This window comes from Actinomadura sp. NPDC000600, from assembly GCF_040492135.1.
Classification (GTDB): domain Bacteria; phylum Actinomycetota; class Actinomycetes; order Streptosporangiales; family Streptosporangiaceae; genus Spirillospora.
The window spans coordinates 130,093-146,202 of the sequence record NZ_JBEUPD010000013.1; the positions used below are offsets into that span (position 1 = coordinate 130,093).

The following is a 16,110-nucleotide window of genomic DNA, read 5'->3' on the forward strand; positions in this document are numbered from 1 at the left end:
GGCGGCGGGGCCCCCGTCGGCGGATCCGGTCCGGCGAACGGGCGCCGGATCCACGTAGGCTTTTGCTCGCGGATGTGCTGAAACGAGGGGGACGCGTTGTCCAAACCAGTGCTGCTGACCGTCGACGACGACCCGGGCGTGTCCCGGGCCGTGGCGCGGGACCTGCGCCGCCGGTACGCCGAGTCGTACCGGATCGTGCGCGCCGAGTCGGGCGGGCAGGCCCTGGAGGCGCTGAGCGAGCTGCGGCTGCGCGGCGACGACACGGCCGTGCTGCTCGCCGACTACCGGATGCCCGGCATGGACGGCGTGGAGTTCCTGGAGCGCGCCATGGACCTGTTCCCCTTCGCGCGCCGGGTGCTGCTCACCGCATACGCCGACACCGACGCGGCGATCCGCGCGATCAACGACGTCGACCTCGACCACTACATGCTGAAGCCGTGGAACCCGCCGGAGGAGAAGTTCTACCCGGTGATCGACGAGCAGCTGGACGCCTGGGCGCGGGTCGAACGGCGCCCGCCGGGCGAGCTGCGGGTGGTGGGGCACCGCTGGTCGTCCCGCTGCTACGAGGTCCGCGACTTCCTCGCCCGCCACCAGGTGCCCTACACCTGGCTGATGGACGGCGACCCGGAGGGCGCCCAGCTGGTCACCGCGGCCGACTGCCCCGAGCTGCCGCTGATCGTCACCGCCGACGGGACGGTGCTGTCGGCCCCGTCCGACGCCGAGCTGGCCGCCGCCGTCGGGCTGCCGAGCACCCCGTCCACCGACTTCTACGACCTGATCGTCGTCGGCGGCGGCCCGTCCGGGCTCGGCGCCGCCGTGTACGGCGCGTCCGAAGGCCTGAAGACCGTGGTGGTGGAGCGGCGCGCCCTCGGCGGCCAGGCCGGGCAGAGCTCCCGCATCGAGAACTACCTCGGGTTCCCCGACGGGGTGAGCGGCGCGCAGCTCGCCGACCGGGCCCGCCGCCAGGCCGACCGGTTCGGCGCCGAGCTGCTGCAGGCCGGCGAGGTCACCGCGCTGGAGTCGCGGGGCACGGCCCGGGTGGCGCGGCTGGCGGACGGCACGGAGATCGCCGCGCACGCCGTCATCCTCGCCACCGGCGTCTCCTACCGGCGCCTCAACGCGCAGGGCGTGGACGACTTCGTCGGGCGCGGCGTCTACTACGGCGCCGCGCTCACCGAGGCGCCGTCGTGCACGGACGAGGAGGTCGCCGTCGTGGGCGGCGCCAACTCCGCGGGCCAGGCGGCCGTGCACCTGGCGAAGTACGCCAAGCGGGTGCACATCGTCGTCCGGGCCGACAGCCTGGCGAAGTCGATGTCGCACTACCTGGTCGAGCAGATCGCGGCGACGCCCAACATCGAGGTGCACACGGGCAAGACGGTGTGCGCCGCGGAGGGCGCCGGCCGGCTGGAGCGGCTCACGTTCGCCTGGCCGGGCGGCAAGAAGACCATCGACGCGAACTGGCTGTTCGTGTTCATCGGCGCCGAACCCGGCACGCAGTGGCTGGACGGCTTCGTCGAGCGCGACGCGCGCGGCTACGTCCTGACCGGGCCCGACCTCGTCGGCGGGGGCCGCCGCCCCGTCGGCTGGCCGCTCACCCGCCAGCCCTACCACCTGGAGACCAGCGTCCCCGGGGTGTTCGCGGCGGGCGACGTGCGCTCGGAGTCGATGAAGCGGGTGGCGTCCGCGGTCGGCGACGGCGCGATGGCCGTCGCGTTGGTCCACCGTTACCTGGAGCAGGCATGAACACCGCGTCACCGGAGCAGCTCCGGGAGCTGTTCCTCTTCGAGGACCTCGACGACGAGAAGCTGGGATGGCTCTCGGCCTGCGGGACGGTCGCCGACTACCCGCAGGACGGGATCATCTGCGCCCAGGGCGACGCCGCCGAGTTCCTGTACGTGCTGCTCGACGGCGAGATGGTGATGACCCAGAACGTCCGGGGCCACGTGGCGCAGGTCAGCCGGACCGACCGGCCCGGCACCTACGGCGGGGCCGTGCAGGCGTACCTGGGCGACAAGATCGAGCAGCGGTACCAGCACTCGCTGCGCGCGACGCGCCCCTCGCGGCTCTTCGTGCTGCCGGCGTACAAGTTCGGCAAGATGGTCCGCAAGTGGTTCCCGATGGCCACGCACCTGCTGGAGGGCGTCTTCTTCGGGATGACCAACGCGCGGCGGGCCATCGACCAGCGCGAGCGCCTCACCGCGCTCGGCACGATCACCGCGGGCCTCACCCACGAGCTGAACAACCCGGCCGCCGCAGCGGCGCGGGCCAGCGCCGAGCTCGGCGACCGGCTGATCGGGGCGCAGAAGAGCCTGGCCGACCTCGCCGCGCAGGGCGTCGACTGCACCCATCTGAGCGCGCTCGTGGCGCTGCGCCCGGCGCTGCCCGCCGCACCGGGCGGGCGCCGCAGCCCGCTGGAGGTCAGCGACGCCGAGGACGAGCTGGGCGACTGGCTGGAGGAGCACGGCGTCGAGGACGCCTGGGAGCTAGCGCCCGGCCTGGTGGCCGCCGGGATCGGCATCGAGCAGGCCGAGGAGGTCGAGCGCGCGGCGGGCGGGCACCTGCCGGCCGCGATGCGCTGGCTGGCCGAGGTGATGGAGGTGACCCAGCTCCAGGCGGAGATCTCCGAGGCGATGGGCCGCATCACCGCGCTGCTTGACTCCGCCCGCCAGTACTCCCAGCTCGACCGCGCCCCCTACCAGCGCACCGACCTGCGCGAGCTGCTGGACAGCACGCTCACCATGCTCAAGCGCAAGTTCGGCGACGGTGTGACGGTGAAGACCGTCTACGACGAGACGCTCCCGCCCGTCCCGGTCTACGCAGCCGAGCTGAACCAGGTGTGGACGAACCTGATCGTGAACGCGCTGCAGGCCATGCAGGGCAGCGGCACGCTGACGATCCGCACCGCCCGCGAGGACGACTGCGCGCTGGTGGAGATCGCCGACACCGGGGTCGGCATCCCCGAGGAGGACCTCGGCCGGATCTTCACGCCGTTCTTCACCACCAAGCCGGTGGGGCAGGGCACCGGCCTCGGCCTTGACATCTCCTGGCGCATCGTCGCGGGCCGGCACGGCGGCGACATCCGGGTGGAGTCGCTTCCCGGCGACACCCGCTTCCAGGTCCTGCTCCCGCTCACCGAGCCCGCCGGAGAGCCGGGCGAGGAGACCGCTCAGTAGGACTGGAGCTCCAGCAGGTTGCCGCCGGGGTCGCGCAGGTGGGCGGTGCGCAGCCCGGGCCCCCACTCGGGGCGGTCCCGCGGCCCGGCGACCTGCGCGGCGCCGAGCCCGCGGAGCGTCCCGGCCGCCGCGTCCACGTCGGCCACGCGCAGGACCAGCATCGCGCCGTCCTGCCCGGACGGCGCGGGCAGGTCCGCGGTACCGACCGCCTTCGCCATCCGGGCGCGTCCCATCACGACCAGCACGGCCTCACCCCGCAGGTCCCAGTTCGCGTACTCGGCCTCCGGGAGCAGCTTGACCGGCTCGATCCCGAGCAGAGCCCGCATCGCCGCCTCGTAGAAGCGGGCGCAGGCGGGGAAGTCGTCCACCAGAAGGCGCGGATACAGCGCGTCCATACCGTCTCCCATTCGTGGGTGGTCACCAATGATTGGAGCAACCCTACAATAGGGGGATGGAGGAGACCGCCGGGCCGCTGCCGCCCCGCCTGCTCGGGATCACCACGTTCGTGCTCGCCCAGGTCGGGCGGGCCGGGCGCGTGCGGATGGGCCGCATGATGGACGAGCACGGGCTCGGCCTCTGGCACTTCGCCGTGCTGTCCGCGCTCGACGACGCCGCGCCCGCCTCCCAGCGCGACCTGGGCGTCCGGCTGCGCATCGACCCGAGCGACCTCGTCGAGGTCGTGGGGCGGCTGGAGGGGGCCGGGCTCGTCCGCCGGGAGCGCGACCCGGCCGACCGCCGCCGCTACGTGGTCGAGCTGACCGCCGAGGGCCGCGCGGAGCTGGACGAGGTCACCCGCCGCGCGGCCGAGCTGGACGCCGAACTGCTGGAGCCGCTGACCCCCGGGGACCGGGCCGCGCTGGAGCGCATCGCCCGCGTCCTGCTCGCCCACCACGATCCGCGGGCGCGCCCGGAGCGCGCGAAGGCCCCGGCGCCGCCGAGGGCGCCGGGGCCGGGGGAGGGGCCGCCTACTCGAACAGGTCGGGCTGCTCGCGGGTGATCTGGTCGTAGAGGGGCTGGTAGTTGATCCAGCCGACCAGGTCGTTGCCGATCTGCTCGTGGGTGAGGACGGCGTTGTCGTGCTCGATCGGCACGACCTGCCCCGCGGCCTTCGCCAGGAGCTGGACCTGGCAGGAGCGCTCCATCGTGATGAACCACCACGCGGCGGCGTCCACGGTGTCGCCGACGGTGAGCAGGCCGTGGTTGCGCAGGATGACGGCCTTGTGGCCGCCGAGGGCCGCGGCGATGCGCTTGCCCTCCTCAAGGTCGGTGACGACGCCGGTGTAGTCGTCGAACAGCCCGTGGTCCTGGTAGAACGCGCACACGTCCTGCGTGATCGGCTCGAGCTTCTGGCCGAGCGCCGAGATCGCCCGCCCGTGGGTGGAGTGGCTGTGCGCGGCGGCCACCACGTCCGGGCGCGCCTGGTGCACCTGCGAGTGGATCGCGAACGCCGCCTCGTTGACCGGGTAGCGGCCCTCCACGACCTTGCCCTCGTGGTTCACCAGGATCAGGTCGCTGACCCGGATGTGCTTGAACGACATGCCGAACGGGTTGACCCAGAAGTGGTCGGTGCGCTCGGGGTCGCGGGCGGTGATGTGCCCGGCCACGCCCTCCTCGAAGCCGAACCTGCCGAAGATCCGCAGCGCGGCGGCGAGGCGCTCCTTGCGGTGCCGGCGCTCGTCCGCGACGTCGTCGAACGCGGGCGGCAGCCGGAAGATCAGGTCGGTCGGCAGCTTCTCCAGGAACTCTTCCTCGTCGGACATCGGGCACTCCTTGGGCTCGTCTCCCGACCACCGAACACCATGGTCCGGCCTCCCGGCTAGACCGGGGGCGCCCAACGCCCGCACGCCCGGTTGTCCGGAAGGGACAACGGCGGAGCACAATGGGGTGATGGACCCCGGCGCGGGCGACCGCTTCCTGCGGCTGCTGATCGAGCACACCGACGACCCGGTGCTGCTGGAGGCGACGGTCCGCGCCGCGCGCGGCCGGTCGGAGCTGGTGGCCGCGCTGCCGGAGGAGGAGACCAGGCGGCACACCCGCGCCCTCGTCCGCGGGGTGCTCGCCGCCCTTGAGGACGGCGAGCCGAGCGAGGAGGTCCTCGCGGCGGCCGAGCGGCTCGGCTCGGACCGGGCCCGGCAGGGCGTGCCGGTCGCGGCGTTCCTGGACGGCTTCCAGGCGGGCCGCGCCCACCTCGTCCGGGCCCTCGTCGCCGACGGGCGCCGGATGGGCGTCCCGGACGCGGCGCTGCTGGACGGCGTGACCCGCATCGACGAGATCACCACGGCGCTCGTGCAGCGGATGGTCCACGCGCACCGGGTCGCCGAGCTGGAGATGGCGCGGACCGCCCGCGAGGAGCGGCTCCAGATGCTCCGGCAGCTGCTGCACGGGGAGGCCGTCCCCGTGCTCGCCCCGCTCGACCCCGGGGCCGCCTACCACTGCGTGGTGTCCGACGTCAGCGACCCGGCCGTGGCGGGGCGGCTGGAGGCGGCGCTCACCGCCGCCGGGCCCGGCCTGTGCGGGCTGGTCGACGGCCGGCTCGCGGCGCTGGTCGCCCGGCTCCCCGGCCCGCGCGACCGGGTCACCGGGCCGTCGGGCCCGCTGCTGGTGGCGGCGCCGCCCGCCCGTCCCGGCGCCGTCGCCCCGATGTACGCGCTCGGACGGCGGGCGCTGCGCGCGGGCGCCGCGGCGGGGCTCACCGGGATGCGGGAGCTGGCCGACCTCGCGCTGCTCACCGCCACCGAGGCCGAGCCGGAGCTCGGCGGCCTGCTCGCCGCCGCGCTCCTGGCGGGCCTCGACCCGGGCGACCCCTTCCACCGGGAACTGGCCGGTACCGCGCTGGCCTACCTCGACCACGGCGGCCGGATCGAGCCGACGGCCGCGGCGCTGCACGTCCACGGCAACACCGTGAAGTACCGGATCCGCCGATTCCAGGAGCTGACCGGGCGGCCGCTGCTCGACCCCGCCGGGGGCGCGGCGGTGTCGCGCACCGCGAACTGGTGGTGGGCCCTGCACCGGTGGCTCGCGGGGCCCGGCACCTGATCTGTCCCCGGCGGCCTGTATCTATTGGGGGGACGTTTCCGCGGTGGGACGTCAGGGGGAGAACGGAGGAACCGGTGACGGCACCGAGGATCGGCACCGTGATGTGGCCCATGCGGTCCTGGCCGGAGGCCGGGGACCTGTGGCGGCGCGCCGAGGAGCTCGGGTTCCGGCACGCGTGGGTGTACGACCACATCGCCTGGCGCGGCACGACGCCCTGGTACGACGCGTACACGACGCTCGCCGCGGCCGCGGCGGTCACCTCCCGGATCCGCATCGGCACGCTGGTGACCTCGCCCAACTTCCGGCACCCCGTGCCGGCCGCGCACGCGATCAAGACGATCGACCACGTCAGCGGCGGGCGGCTGACCATCGGCGTCGGGGCGGGCGGCACGCGCCGCGCGTCCGACGCCGGGGTCCTCGGCGGCGCCGACTGGAGCCCCGGCGAGCGCGCCTCCCGCTTCGCCGAATGGGTCGCGCTGCTCGACCGCCTGCTGACCGATCCCGAGACGTCCTTCGAGGGGGAGTACTACACCGCGCGCGAGGTCGTGCAGGAGCCCGGCTGCGTCCAGCGGCCCCGCGTGCCGCTCGTCATCGCGGGGGACGGGCCGCGCGGGATGCGGCTCGCCGCCCGGCACGGCAGCGGCTGGGTGACCAGCGCCCACGGCGCGGGGGACGAGCCCTACGGCATCGTCCGCTCCCGGCTGGACGCCCTGCGCGCGGCGTGCGCGGCCGAGGGCCGCGACCTCGCCGACCTCGTCCTGCTGACCGGCTTCAACGAGGAGCCCTGGCTGGAGTCGCCCGGCGCGTTCGCCGACCTCGCCGGCCGCTACGGCGAGCTCGGCATCACCGAGATCGCGCTGCACTGGCCCCGCCCCGGCTCGCCGTTCGACGCGGACATGAAGGTCTTCGAGGCGGTCGCCGCCGAGTACGGCGAGGCCCGCTGATGCCGTTCGTGCTGCTCGGCCTCGCGATCGCCTTCGAGGTCGCCGCGACGCTGGCGATGCGGGCCTCCGACGGGTTCACCCGGCTCGTGCCGTCGCTGATCGTCGTGGCCGGGTACCTGATCTCGTTCGTCTTCATGGCCAGGGCGCTGACGTCGCTGAACGTCGGGCCCGTGTACGCCATCTGGTCCGCGCTCGGCACGATCGGCGCGTTCGCGGGCGGCGTCCTGCTGTTCGACGAGCCGGTCAAGCCGGTGACCGTCGCCGGCGCGGTGATCATCGTGCTCGGCGTCATCGTGATGAACCTGGGCGGAGGCGTGCACCAGAACTGACCGCGGCCCGGGTCAGGCGGGGACGTCGGCCGGCGCGGGGACGCGCTGCTGCCCGAGCCGGCCGCCGACCAGCTCGGTGGGCGTGCAGCCGGACAGGGCGCGGAACTCCCGGTTGAGGTGGGCCTGGTCGTAGTAGCCGCAGGCGAAGGCGGCCTCGGCGAGCCCGGCGCCGCCGAGGAGCAGCTCGACGGCGCGCTGGAAGCGCAGCACCCGCGCCATCACCTTGGGCGGCAGCCCCGCCTGCTCCCGGAACCGGTGGGTGAGGTGCTTGCGGCTCCAGCCGACGTCGGCGGCGATGCCGGCGACGGACACGGCGGGGTCGCCGGTGAGCAGCCGCCACGCCCGGACCACCTCCCGGTCGGGGACCGGGCCGGCGTCGAGGCGGCGCAGCAGGAAGGCGTCCAGGATGTCGAACCGCGCCTGCCAGGTCGGCGCGTCGCCGAGCCGCTCGACCAGCGTCCGCGCCTCCCGGCCGAGCAGGTCGGGCAGGTCGGCGGCGGCGTTGGTGAGCCGCGCCATCGGGACGCCGAGCAGCGTGTAGGCGCCGAGGGGCGTCACGTCGAGCTGGATGCCGCGCTGCCCGCCGGGGCTGAGGTACATGCCGTGGCCGTCGTGCATCCCCGCGACGAACGACCCGTACGCGCGGTCGCGCACTCCCGGGTCGGGGACCGCCAGGTGGAGCGGGGGCCCCAGGTTGAGGATCACCACGGTGGTGCGGGTGGGCAGGGTCCGCATCCGGGTGGGCACGGCCTCCGTCTCCCAGTAGCCGTCATAGGAGCGCAGGAACGGGCGCAGCGCCGGATGGGGGCGGCCCCGTGCCAGCCACCAGCCGCCCCGGTCGCCGAACTCGACCGGCCTGTCGCCCATGGAGCCAGTCCTACCACGCCGGGGTGACAGGGCGGGCTATTCGTACATCTGCCCGCACACGGCGACGCGGGCCAGGTCGGCCCAGCTCATCGCGGTGATCGTGCGGACGGGGGAGCGGGCCGGCGGCTCGCCGGGCCCGGTCGGCAGCGGCGCGCGGGCGCCGTCGGCGGCGTCCCACCCGCCGAGGCTGCCCGCGACCGCGCACTCCAGGTACGTCGCCGGGTCGAAGTTGCACCAGCGGGACGGGGTGGCGCGGGCCCCCGAGCCGGGCGGCCGGGGCGCCTCCACGCCGAACCGGGCCTGCGGGCCCGGGGGAGCGGCCAGGAAGTCCTCCAGGTCGGCGATCTGGGAGAGCAGGACCCGCTCCCAGTCGGCGTACCCCTCCGGCTCGTCGCCGGGAAGCGACAGGTCCCTGCCGCTCCACGCGGGGTCGAAGGGCGCCGGCGACGTGGCGGCGGCCGCGGCGAACATCGCCGCCACGTCGTCCGGCTCGAGCCGCGCCTGGTCGGCGAGCACGGCGCCGACCTTCCACAGCGAGCGCAGGAACGCCGACAGGGACCACGACGCCGCCCTGGCGTCCTGGCCGAGGTGCAGGAACACCAGGTACAGGTCGCGGTTGGTGCGCACGGCTGGCCCCGGCGGGCCGTCCACCCAGTACATCTGCCTGTGCCGGACGCCGCTCTCAAGGACGATGGCCTGTGCCAGCGCGGAGATCCTGGAGTCGTGCGCCGCGACGCGGAAGACGTTGCCGAGGTCGTCCTGCCGCATGACGTCCCAGGTCTGCATCCTGTCCGGCTCCTCCGCGGTCGGTGGGACATGTGGAACGTACCGGGGACGGGTGCGGTCCGGCGGCGGGCCGCCGGACCGCACCCGGTCAGGGCGGACCCGCTCAGCCCTTCGAGCGGTGGATCACCTGGAGCTCGGTGAACCCGTACAGGCCCCAGGGGCCGTTCTCGACGCCGACGCCGCTCCACTTGAAGCCGCCGAACGGCTGGTGGGGGGCGAGGGCGAGGTGGGTGTTCACCCAGGCGGTGCCGCACTCGAGCCGCCCGGCCACCTCCGCGGCCCGGTCGGCGTCGGCGCCCCACACCGAGCCGGACAGCCCGAAGTGGGTGCCGTTGGCGCGGGCGAGGGCGTCGTCCAGGTCGGTGTACTTGACGACCGGCAGGGCCGGGCCGAACTGCTCCTCGTCCACGATCCGGGTGCCGTCGGCGACGTCGGCGAGGATCGTCGGCTCGAAGAAGTAGCCGGGCCCGTCGATCGGCTTGCCGCCCGCCGCCGCGCGGGCGCCGCCGGCCAGCGCGTCGGCGACGAGTTCGCCGACCCGCTCGTACTGCGGCCGGTTGTTGATCGGCCCGTACTGGACGCCCTCATCCATCCCGTTGCCGACCCGGGCGGCCTTCGCCCGCTCGGCGAGCGCGTCCACCACGTCCCCGTACAGCGCCTCCGGGACGTACACGCGCTTGATGGCCGAGCAGACCTGCCCGTTGTTCTGGAACGCGGCGCCGAACAGCCGGTCGGCGACCGCGGCCGGGTCGGCGTCGTCCAGCAGGATGGCGGGGTCGTTGCCGCCGAGCTCCAGCGTGACGCGCTTCAGGTCCGGCGCGGCCGCGGCGGCGACGCGCTTGCCGGTCGCGACGCTGCCGGTGAAGCTGATCTTGCGGGGGACCTCGTGCCCGGTCATCCAGGCGCCGAGCTCGTCGCCGCCGGTGACGACGTTCAGCACGCCGGGCGGCAGGACGTCGCGCAGCACCTCGCCGAGCTTCAGGCTGGACAGCGGGGTGAAGGGGGACGGCTTGAGGACCATCGTGTTGCCCGCGAGCAGCGCGGGGGCGAGCTTCCAGATCGCGAGGAGCAGCGGGTAGTTCCACGGGGTGATCGCGGCGACCACGCCCATCGGGCGGCGCACGACCTCGACCAGGGCGTTGGCGTCGTCCTGGATGACCTCGCGGGGCAGTTCGAGGTCGGCGAAGTACTTCAGCCACACGCCGGCGCCGACGACCTCCATGGTCGCGTCGGCCAGGGGCTTGCCCTGCTCCAGCGTGAGGATCCGGCCGATCTCCTCGGACCTGGCGAACATGACGTCGGCCGCCGCGAGCAGCGCCTTGCGGCGCGCGGACTCGTCGCGGCGCCACTCGGCGTAGGCGGCCTGCGCCGAGGCCATCGCGGCGTCGAGCTGCTCCCGGGACGCGTCGGGCGCCTGCTCGGCCACCTCGCCGGTCGCCGGATCGATCACGCCGAAGGTGCCGGGCGCGGTCACCGCCCGGCCGTCGATGGTCATCGAGAAGTTCTCGGACACCTTGGTCCTCCGCTCACGGGGTTACCGAACGGGATTCAGTATTCACCCTCACCGGCTTCCTGACGAGCGGTGGGGCGATCTCGGGAGGCGGCGGGGCCGGCCACGTGGGCGGTCGCCGCCCCCGGACCGCGAAGGGCGCCCCCGCTGGGTGCGGGGGCGCCCGTGGGCGGGTCGGGTCAGGCGGCGAAGATGCGGTCCAGGAGGTCGCGGTAGCGGCGCAGCGTCAGGCGGAGCCGCTCGGTGTCGGGCTGCCCGCCGCCGTCCAGCTCCTCGGTGAGCGAGCGCCGCTGCGCGGCGAGCGAGCGCGCGAGGGCGTCGACCGCCTCGGACGCCAGGCCGTCGGCCTTGCGCACCGACTCGCCGGGGTCGTCGACGAACGCGGCCTGCACCTCGTGCCACCGCTCCCGGAGCCGCCCGGCCTCGGCGGCGTCGAAAAGCTTCTCGGGGGCGCCGCCGGATGCGGCCCCCGGCGCCGCGCCCGGCCCGCGGGGAGCGGCGTGCTTCGGCTCCGCGCCCTGGACGGGCGTCCCGAACGGGTCGGTGTCCCGGGTGGTCGCCGTGGCCGGGTTCGTGTCCTTGACGGGGGTCCTGGCCTGGTTCGCCTCCTGGCTGGGGGTCTTGATCGCGCCCGCGTCCTTGACCGGGGTCTTGGCCGGGTTCGGGGTCCCGGCGGGGGGCTTGGCCGGGTTCGCGGTCCCGGCGGGGGGCCGGGCCGGGATCGGGTCCGGAACCGTGTCGGGCGCGGTCTCCGGGGCCTGCGTACCGGACGCGGCCGGCCCGGGCCCGGCCACGTGCAGGTCGTCGGTCACTCCCGGGTCCGCCGTTCCGGCGGCGCGTGCCCGCTCGCCGGCGAGCGGCCCGCCGGACGCCGGCGTACCGGTCTCGGGTCGCCTGTGCTCCATCGGGTCAGCTCCTCATGTCTCGGTCGTCGCCGCGGTGCCCGGCGGGCGCGGCGGCGTGCCTTCCGGCGTGTTCCCCGGCGTGTTCCCCGGCGCGCTCCTCGGCGCGCCGCTCGGCGTGCTCCGCGGGGTTCGCCGCGCGGTGCTCCGCAGGGTTCGCCGCGCGGTGCTCCGCGGTGTGCCGTCCGCCCTTCTCGTGGCGGGCCTCGCCGTGCGGGGCGAGCAGCTCCTCGAAGAGGGCGCGGTAGTGCACCATGGCCTGGCGCAGGTCCTCGGTGGACGCCTCCTTGGTCGCCGCCCGTCCGCTGATCGTGTGGGCCCGCCGGTAGTGCTCCAGCGTCTGGCCGTGCTCCACCGACAGGTGGGCGACCTTCTCCTCGAAGCCGTGCGTCGGGTAGCCCCGCTCGCCCATCACCACCGTGACGAGCCGGTCGGCCTCCTCGACCGCCGCCTCGGGGGAGTCGACGAAGCGCTCCTGGACGCGGACCCACTGCTCGCGGTACTCCTCGCGGCGCCGGGGGTCGAGGTCGCGCAGCTCCAGCTCCTCGTGGCGCTGCTCGCGGGAGCGCAGCTCCCGCTCGGCGGCCGCGCGGCCGCCGTGGCGCTCCAGGACCCGGTCGTACTCCGGGCCGAACCGCCGCTTGAGCCGCGCCGTGCGGGACCGGGTCCAGGCGAGGTACCCGGCCGCGGCGAGAACGGCGACGACCACAAGGGCGACGATGACCCAAATCGCGGTCGACATTGTTTCCTCCAACGTGCTGCGGATCGAATGAGACCGCGATGCCCGTTCAATGGCGTTCAAAACAAACCGTCATAAAACGGCACGGATATCCTGCGCCGCCGCCGATGCGCGTGTTGTGATTGAGGCGCTACCGGAACCCGCGCCCTGCGGCGGGCGCGTTCGAATGGAAGTGATGCGCGGTGCGCCATGCTTTCGGCTTCGTCCTCGGCGTCCTGCTGACCCCCGCGCTGCTGTACGGCGCGGCCTGGGGGTACGTCCAGGCCGGCCAGTCCTTCGACGGCACCGGGCAGGAGATCACCGACCGCACGCGCATCTACGGCGCGTTCGCCCTGCTCGCCGCCGTGGGCCTGGTGATGGGCGTGGTCATCGTCGCGCGGTGGGCGTCGCCGCTGGTCTCGCTCGTGCCCGCGCTGGCGCTGCTCGGCGCGTCCGCCTACTTCCTGGCCGACCCCGGCCGCGCCCTCGACCTGCCCGGCAAGGTGCCGCCGGCCGGCGACATGGACTTCGGGCTGCGCATGCTGCTCGGCTCGGGGATCTACGGGATGATGGGGTTCGCGCTGCTGATGCCCACCTGGGCGCCGCGGCGCTGGGGCTCGGGCCACCGCGAGGACGACGGCGGCGTCGACTTCTACTCCACCCGGGGGCGCTGACGGGCCGGGCCTCCGCGCGAGGCCCGGCCCGCGTCACCGCGTCCGGCTGGCTCCGCCGGGGCGTTCACCCCGGCACTGCGTTCACCCCGGCACTGCGCTCAGCCCTGCTTGGCCTTGGTGACGAACTGCGTGGTGTAGGTCTTGCCCAGGTCGATCTCGTCCTTCTTCTCCGCGACCTCGGGGGAGAACTGCGCCAGCACCTTCAGGACGTTCTCGGCGGCGTCCGGCTTCATCACGCCGTCCCCGTTGAACATGCTGATCGAGTCGCCGACCGCCTTCTCGTACAGCGCCGGGTCCCCGCCCGCGTAGTCCTTCGGCATCTTCGCCGCGATCTCCGCCGGCTTGTGCTGCTTGATCCAGCCGAGCGTCTTGACGAAGGCGTTGGCGAGCTTCTGCACGGTCTCCCCGTGCGCCTTCACGTACGCGCAGTCCATGTAGAGCGAGCTGGACGGGTAGAGCCCGCCGAGCGCCCGGCGGGTGCCCTCCTCGGTGCGCATCTCGACCATGACCTTGGCCTTGCCGGTGCTGACGAGCTTGGCGATGGTCGGGTCGGTCGTCATGCCGGCGTCGATGCCGCCGTTCTCCATCGTGGAGATGAACGTCTGGCCCGCGCCGGCCTTCACCGTCGTGTAGTCGGACGTCTTGACGCCGTTGCGCACGGCCAGCGCGCGGGTGATGAAGTCGGTGGACGATCCCGGGCTGGTCACGCCGAGCTTCTTGCCCTTGAACCCGGCCGGGGAGGTCAGGGAGCCCGCCTTGGACGCCGAGACCATCTCCGCCTCGCCGGGCACGTCCGCCATCTGCACGACGCTCTGGACGCACTTGCCCTTGGTCTGGAGGTGGATGGCGTGGTCGTAGAAGCCGACGACGCCCTGGACGTCCCCGGAGATGAGCACGTTCTCGGCCTGCGCCCCGGCGGGCTCGGTGAGCAGCTGGACGTCCAGGCCCTGCTCCTTGAAGTAGCCGAGCTGCTCGGTGAGCTTGGCGGGCAGGTAGATGACCTTGTCGATGCCGCCGATCATGATCTTGACGGTGCCGCCGGAGCCGCCGTCCCCGCCGGACCCGGCGCGGGAGTCGCGGCAGGCGGACAGGGCCGACAGGGCGGTGAGGGCGGCGAGCGCGGCGGCGCCGGCCCGGACGGAGGTGCTGGGCATGACGGTTCTCCTGGTCGTGCGACAGGGGTGGGAAGGAGGAGGGGTGGGGAGGAGAGGGGCGGGAAGGCGCGGCGTCAGATCTGGACGTCGTGCCCGGACGCGGCGGGGCGCCAGCGCAGCAGCCGGCCCTCCAACAGCGTGAGCAGGTACTCGGCGAGCAGCGCCAGCACCGTGATGATGATCATCCCGGCGTAGATCCCGGCGGCGTCGAAGGTGCCCTGGGCGTGGTTGATGAGCAGGCCGAGGCCCTTGTCGGCGCCGGTGTACTCGCCGACGACCGCGCCGATGATCGCGAAGCCGAACGCCGAGTGCAGCGAGGCGAGGATCCACGAGGTGGCGCTCGGCACCACGATCGTCCACAGCACCTGCAGCCGCCCCGCGCCGAGGATCCGCGCGTTGTTGACCAGGTTCCGGTCGACCTCGCGGGCGCCCTGGAAGGCGTTGAAGAAGACCGCGAAGAACACCAGCACGAACGCCGTCGCGATCTTGGACTGCATGCCGAGCCCGAACCAGATGATGAACAGCGAGGCCAGGATGATGCGCGGGATCGCGTTGACGGCCTTGATGAACGGCGCGCAGACCTCCGCCAGGAACCGGCTGCGGCCGAGCACGATGCCGAGCACGACGCCGCCCGCCGCGCCGAGCGCGAAGCCCGCGACGGCCTCCTGGAGCGTGACCGAGATCTGCTCCCAGATCGACCCCTGCGAGGTGCCCTCGGTGAACCAGTCGACGAGCCGCTCCCAGATCTTCGACGGCATCGAGTAGTAGAACGGGTCGATCCAGCTCCGCGCGGCCAGCTCCCACGAGCCCAGCCAGGCCGCCACGAGCGCGACCCGGACGGCGGTGACGCCGAGGGTGCGGCGCAGCCCGGCGGTGCGCAGCCGCGCGATCGCCGCCCGGTCGCCCTGGTCGCCCGGCCCGGACGCGCCCGGCGCCGGCCCGGGCTCGCCGGCGGCCGCCGCCGGGGCGGTCTCCGTTTCGCGCGCGCTCGCCTCGCGTGTCTCGGTCTCATGCGTCTTCGTCTCACGCGGCATGGCCGGCCCCTCTCTCGCGGGTGATCTGGACCTCTTCGCGCAGCGAGTCCCACACCTCGCGGTAGATCTCGAGGAACCCGCCGGTGAGCCGGACCTCCTCGGCGTCGCGCGGCCGCTCCAGCGGCACGTCGAACACGCCCTTGATCGTCGCGGGGCCCGCGGTCATGACCACGACCCGGTCGGACAGCACGAGCGCCTCCTCCAGGTCGTGCGTGACGAACACGACGGCGGCGCCGGACCCCGACCACAGGCGCAGGAGCTCGTCCTGCATGAGGCCCCGGGTCTGCACGTCGAGCGCGGAGAACGGCTCGTCCATGAGCAGCACGGACGGCTCGTTGACGAGGGTCTGCGCGAGCGCGACGCGCTTGCGCATCCCGCCGGACAGCTGGTGGGGGTAGTAGCCCTCGAACCCGGCGAGGCCGACGCGCGCGACCCAGTCGCGGGCGCGGTCGCGGGCCTCGCGCTTGGACGCGCCCCGGTAGCGGGGGCCCGCCGCCACGTTGTCCAGGACGGACCGCCACGGCAGGACGGCGTCGTTCTGGAACATGTAGCCGACGCCGTCGGGGATCCCGTCCACGGGCCGGCCGTGGACCAGGACGCGGCCCTCGGACGCCGGCTCCAGCCCGGAGACGAGGGACAGGGTGGTGGACTTGCCGCAGCCGGTCGGGCCGACCACGGCGACGAACTCGCCGGGCCCCACCGACATGTGGAGGTCCCTGACCGCCGTGTGGACGCCGCCCGCCGACCGGAAGCGCTTGGTGGCGCCGGCCAGTTCGATCACTGGTCCGGCGGCTCGCTCGGAGCCTTCTCGCTTGGGTGCTGCTGATGTGGACACGGCGGCACCGTACGAATGTGGCGCGCGTCACCGGAACCCTTGCCCGCGATGTGCTCGCAAGCCGCGAATCCCCACGTTAAGCGCGTTAGCCGGGGTTCTGCGCGTTCTGCTCACGCGGGGTCTGGGCGGCCGGGCCGGCATGGTCTAC

The 16,110-nt window shown here is 74.0% G+C and carries 17 protein-coding genes; 7 read left to right on the forward strand and 10 right to left on the reverse strand.

The features are described 5' to 3' along the window. Positions 1 to 96: 96 nt before the first annotated feature. Together ABWI07_RS20485 and ABWI07_RS20490 are read left to right on the forward strand one after the other, a co-directional pair. The gene (locus tag ABWI07_RS20485) at positions 97 to 1,743 is read left to right on the forward strand and encodes an NAD(P)/FAD-dependent oxidoreductase (protein WP_353819496.1); all 1,647 of its coding nucleotides are present in this window, start codon (positions 97 to 99) and stop codon (positions 1,741 to 1,743) included. Further along, complete coding sequence (locus ABWI07_RS20490; protein ID WP_353819497.1) at positions 1,740 to 3,173, forward strand: ATP-binding protein; 1,434 nt, start codon at positions 1,740 to 1,742, stop codon at positions 3,171 to 3,173. Before ABWI07_RS20485 ends, ABWI07_RS20490 begins: the two co-directional genes overlap by 4 nt. Here the strand turns inward: ABWI07_RS20490 and ABWI07_RS20495 are convergent. Further along, entirely contained in the window at positions 3,167 to 3,568 is a 402-nt protein-coding gene (locus ABWI07_RS20495) for a VOC family protein (RefSeq protein ID WP_149258680.1), read from the reverse strand. The genes ABWI07_RS20490 and ABWI07_RS20495 overlap by 7 nt on opposite strands. Positions 3,569 to 3,624: 56 nt before the next feature. Between ABWI07_RS20495 and ABWI07_RS20500 the strand changes: the two genes are divergently transcribed. Further along, complete coding sequence (locus ABWI07_RS20500; RefSeq protein WP_353819498.1) at positions 3,625 to 4,170, forward strand: MarR family winged helix-turn-helix transcriptional regulator; 546 nt, start codon at positions 3,625 to 3,627, stop codon at positions 4,168 to 4,170. Here ABWI07_RS20500 and ABWI07_RS20505 read toward each other — a convergent pair. Beyond that, a complete protein-coding gene (locus tag ABWI07_RS20505; protein WP_353819499.1) occupies positions 4,139 to 4,933 on the reverse strand; it encodes a class II aldolase/adducin family protein in 795 nt (264 codons plus the stop codon). The genes ABWI07_RS20500 and ABWI07_RS20505 overlap by 32 nt on opposite strands. Before the next feature lie 127 nt (positions 4,934 to 5,060). On the opposite strand from ABWI07_RS20505, the gene ABWI07_RS20510 reads away from it, so the two are divergent. The 3 genes from ABWI07_RS20510 (at position 5,061) to ABWI07_RS20520 (ending at position 7,482) form a co-directional block, all read left to right on the forward strand. Beyond that, the gene (locus tag ABWI07_RS20510; RefSeq protein ID WP_149258677.1) at positions 5,061 to 6,209 is read left to right on the forward strand and encodes an RsbRD N-terminal domain-containing protein; all 1,149 of its coding nucleotides are present in this window, start codon (positions 5,061 to 5,063) and stop codon (positions 6,207 to 6,209) included. Positions 6,210 to 6,283: 74 nt separating this feature from the next. Beyond that, complete coding sequence (locus ABWI07_RS20515; RefSeq protein ID WP_200841794.1) at positions 6,284 to 7,153, forward strand: LLM class flavin-dependent oxidoreductase; 870 nt, start codon at positions 6,284 to 6,286, stop codon at positions 7,151 to 7,153. Continuing rightward, the gene (locus tag ABWI07_RS20520) at positions 7,153 to 7,482 is read left to right on the forward strand and encodes a DMT family transporter (RefSeq protein ID WP_149258676.1); all 330 of its coding nucleotides are present in this window, start codon (positions 7,153 to 7,155) and stop codon (positions 7,480 to 7,482) included. The genes ABWI07_RS20515 and ABWI07_RS20520 overlap by 1 nt, the downstream gene beginning before the upstream one ends. Before the next feature lie 12 nt (positions 7,483 to 7,494). On the opposite strand, the gene ABWI07_RS20525 is transcribed toward ABWI07_RS20520, so the two are convergent. From ABWI07_RS20525 to ABWI07_RS20545, 5 genes are all read right to left on the reverse strand, one after another. Beyond that, positions 7,495 to 8,349, reverse strand: a complete 855-nt coding sequence (locus ABWI07_RS20525; RefSeq protein WP_149258675.1) for a helix-turn-helix domain-containing protein — start codon at positions 8,347 to 8,349, stop codon at positions 7,495 to 7,497. 36 nt (positions 8,350 to 8,385) lie between these two features. Further along, complete coding sequence (locus ABWI07_RS20530) at positions 8,386 to 9,135, reverse strand: hypothetical protein (protein WP_149258674.1); 750 nt, start codon at positions 9,133 to 9,135, stop codon at positions 8,386 to 8,388. 103 nt (positions 9,136 to 9,238) lie between these two features. Further along, positions 9,239 to 10,648 carry an aldehyde dehydrogenase family protein gene (locus ABWI07_RS20535; RefSeq protein WP_353819500.1) on the reverse strand — a complete coding sequence of 470 codons (1,410 nt, stop codon included), beginning with the start codon at positions 10,646 to 10,648 and terminating at the stop codon, positions 9,239 to 9,241. A 176-nt stretch (positions 10,649 to 10,824) separates the two neighbouring features. After that, positions 10,825 to 11,550, reverse strand: coding sequence for a hypothetical protein (locus ABWI07_RS20540; protein ID WP_353819501.1), 726 nt, complete (start codon positions 11,548 to 11,550; stop codon positions 10,825 to 10,827). Between the two features lie 4 nt (positions 11,551 to 11,554). Continuing rightward, positions 11,555 to 12,289: a hypothetical protein gene (locus ABWI07_RS20545; RefSeq protein ID WP_353819502.1), complete on the reverse strand. Its 735-nt coding sequence runs from the start codon at positions 12,287 to 12,289 to the stop codon at positions 11,555 to 11,557. 179 nt (positions 12,290 to 12,468) lie between these two features. Between ABWI07_RS20545 and ABWI07_RS20550 the strand changes: the two genes are divergently transcribed. Continuing rightward, on the forward strand, positions 12,469 to 12,939 hold the full coding sequence (locus tag ABWI07_RS20550; RefSeq protein ID WP_149258671.1) for a hypothetical protein: 471 nt from the start codon (positions 12,469 to 12,471) through the stop codon (positions 12,937 to 12,939). 98 nt (positions 12,940 to 13,037) lie between these two features. Here the strand turns inward: ABWI07_RS20550 and ABWI07_RS20555 are convergent, their stop codons facing one another. From ABWI07_RS20555 to ABWI07_RS20565, 3 genes are all read right to left on the reverse strand, one after another. Continuing rightward, positions 13,038 to 14,093: an ABC transporter substrate-binding protein gene (locus ABWI07_RS20555; RefSeq protein ID WP_353819503.1), complete on the reverse strand. Its 1,056-nt coding sequence runs from the start codon at positions 14,091 to 14,093 to the stop codon at positions 13,038 to 13,040. A gap of 74 nt (positions 14,094 to 14,167) precedes the next feature. Beyond that, a complete protein-coding gene (locus ABWI07_RS20560; RefSeq protein WP_200841793.1) occupies positions 14,168 to 15,127 on the reverse strand; it encodes an ABC transporter permease in 960 nt (319 codons plus the stop codon). Continuing rightward, on the reverse strand, positions 15,117 to 15,962 hold the full coding sequence (locus ABWI07_RS20565) for an ABC transporter ATP-binding protein (protein WP_200841792.1): 846 nt from the start codon (positions 15,960 to 15,962) through the stop codon (positions 15,117 to 15,119). The genes ABWI07_RS20560 and ABWI07_RS20565 overlap by 11 nt, the downstream gene beginning before the upstream one ends. Positions 15,963 to 16,110 lie beyond the last annotated feature (148 nt).

What these genes read in the sequence shown, in the direction of transcription:
- ABWI07_RS20510 (WP_149258677.1), top strand. Translation starts at nt 5,061, where the DNA reads ATGGACCCCGGCGCGGGCGACCGCTTCCTGCGGCTGCTGATCGAGCAC.
- ABWI07_RS20490 (WP_353819497.1), top strand. Translation starts at nt 1,740, where the DNA reads ATGAACACCGCGTCACCGGAGCAGCTCCGGGAGCTGTTCCTCTTCGAG.
- ABWI07_RS20545 (WP_353819502.1), bottom strand. Translation starts at nt 12,289, where the DNA reads ATGTCGACCGCGATTTGGGTCATCGTCGCCCTTGTGGTCGTCGCCGTT.
- ABWI07_RS20540 (WP_353819501.1), bottom strand. Translation starts at nt 11,550, where the DNA reads ATGGAGCACAGGCGACCCGAGACCGGTACGCCGGCGTCCGGCGGGCCG.
- ABWI07_RS20560 (WP_200841793.1), bottom strand. Translation starts at nt 15,127, where the DNA reads ATGCCGCGTGAGACGAAGACGCATGAGACCGAGACACGCGAGGCGAGC.
- ABWI07_RS20505 (WP_353819499.1), bottom strand. Translation starts at nt 4,933, where the DNA reads ATGTCCGACGAGGAAGAGTTCCTGGAGAAGCTGCCGACCGACCTGATC.
- ABWI07_RS20555 (WP_353819503.1), bottom strand. Translation starts at nt 14,093, where the DNA reads ATGCCCAGCACCTCCGTCCGGGCCGGCGCCGCCGCGCTCGCCGCCCTC.
- ABWI07_RS20495 (WP_149258680.1), bottom strand. Translation starts at nt 3,568, where the DNA reads ATGGACGCGCTGTATCCGCGCCTTCTGGTGGACGACTTCCCCGCCTGC.
- ABWI07_RS20525 (WP_149258675.1), bottom strand. Translation starts at nt 8,349, where the DNA reads ATGGGCGACAGGCCGGTCGAGTTCGGCGACCGGGGCGGCTGGTGGCTG.
- ABWI07_RS20530 (WP_149258674.1), bottom strand. Translation starts at nt 9,135, where the DNA reads ATGCAGACCTGGGACGTCATGCGGCAGGACGACCTCGGCAACGTCTTC.
- ABWI07_RS20520 (WP_149258676.1), top strand. Translation starts at nt 7,153, where the DNA reads ATGCCGTTCGTGCTGCTCGGCCTCGCGATCGCCTTCGAGGTCGCCGCG.
- ABWI07_RS20500 (WP_353819498.1), top strand. Translation starts at nt 3,625, where the DNA reads ATGGAGGAGACCGCCGGGCCGCTGCCGCCCCGCCTGCTCGGGATCACC.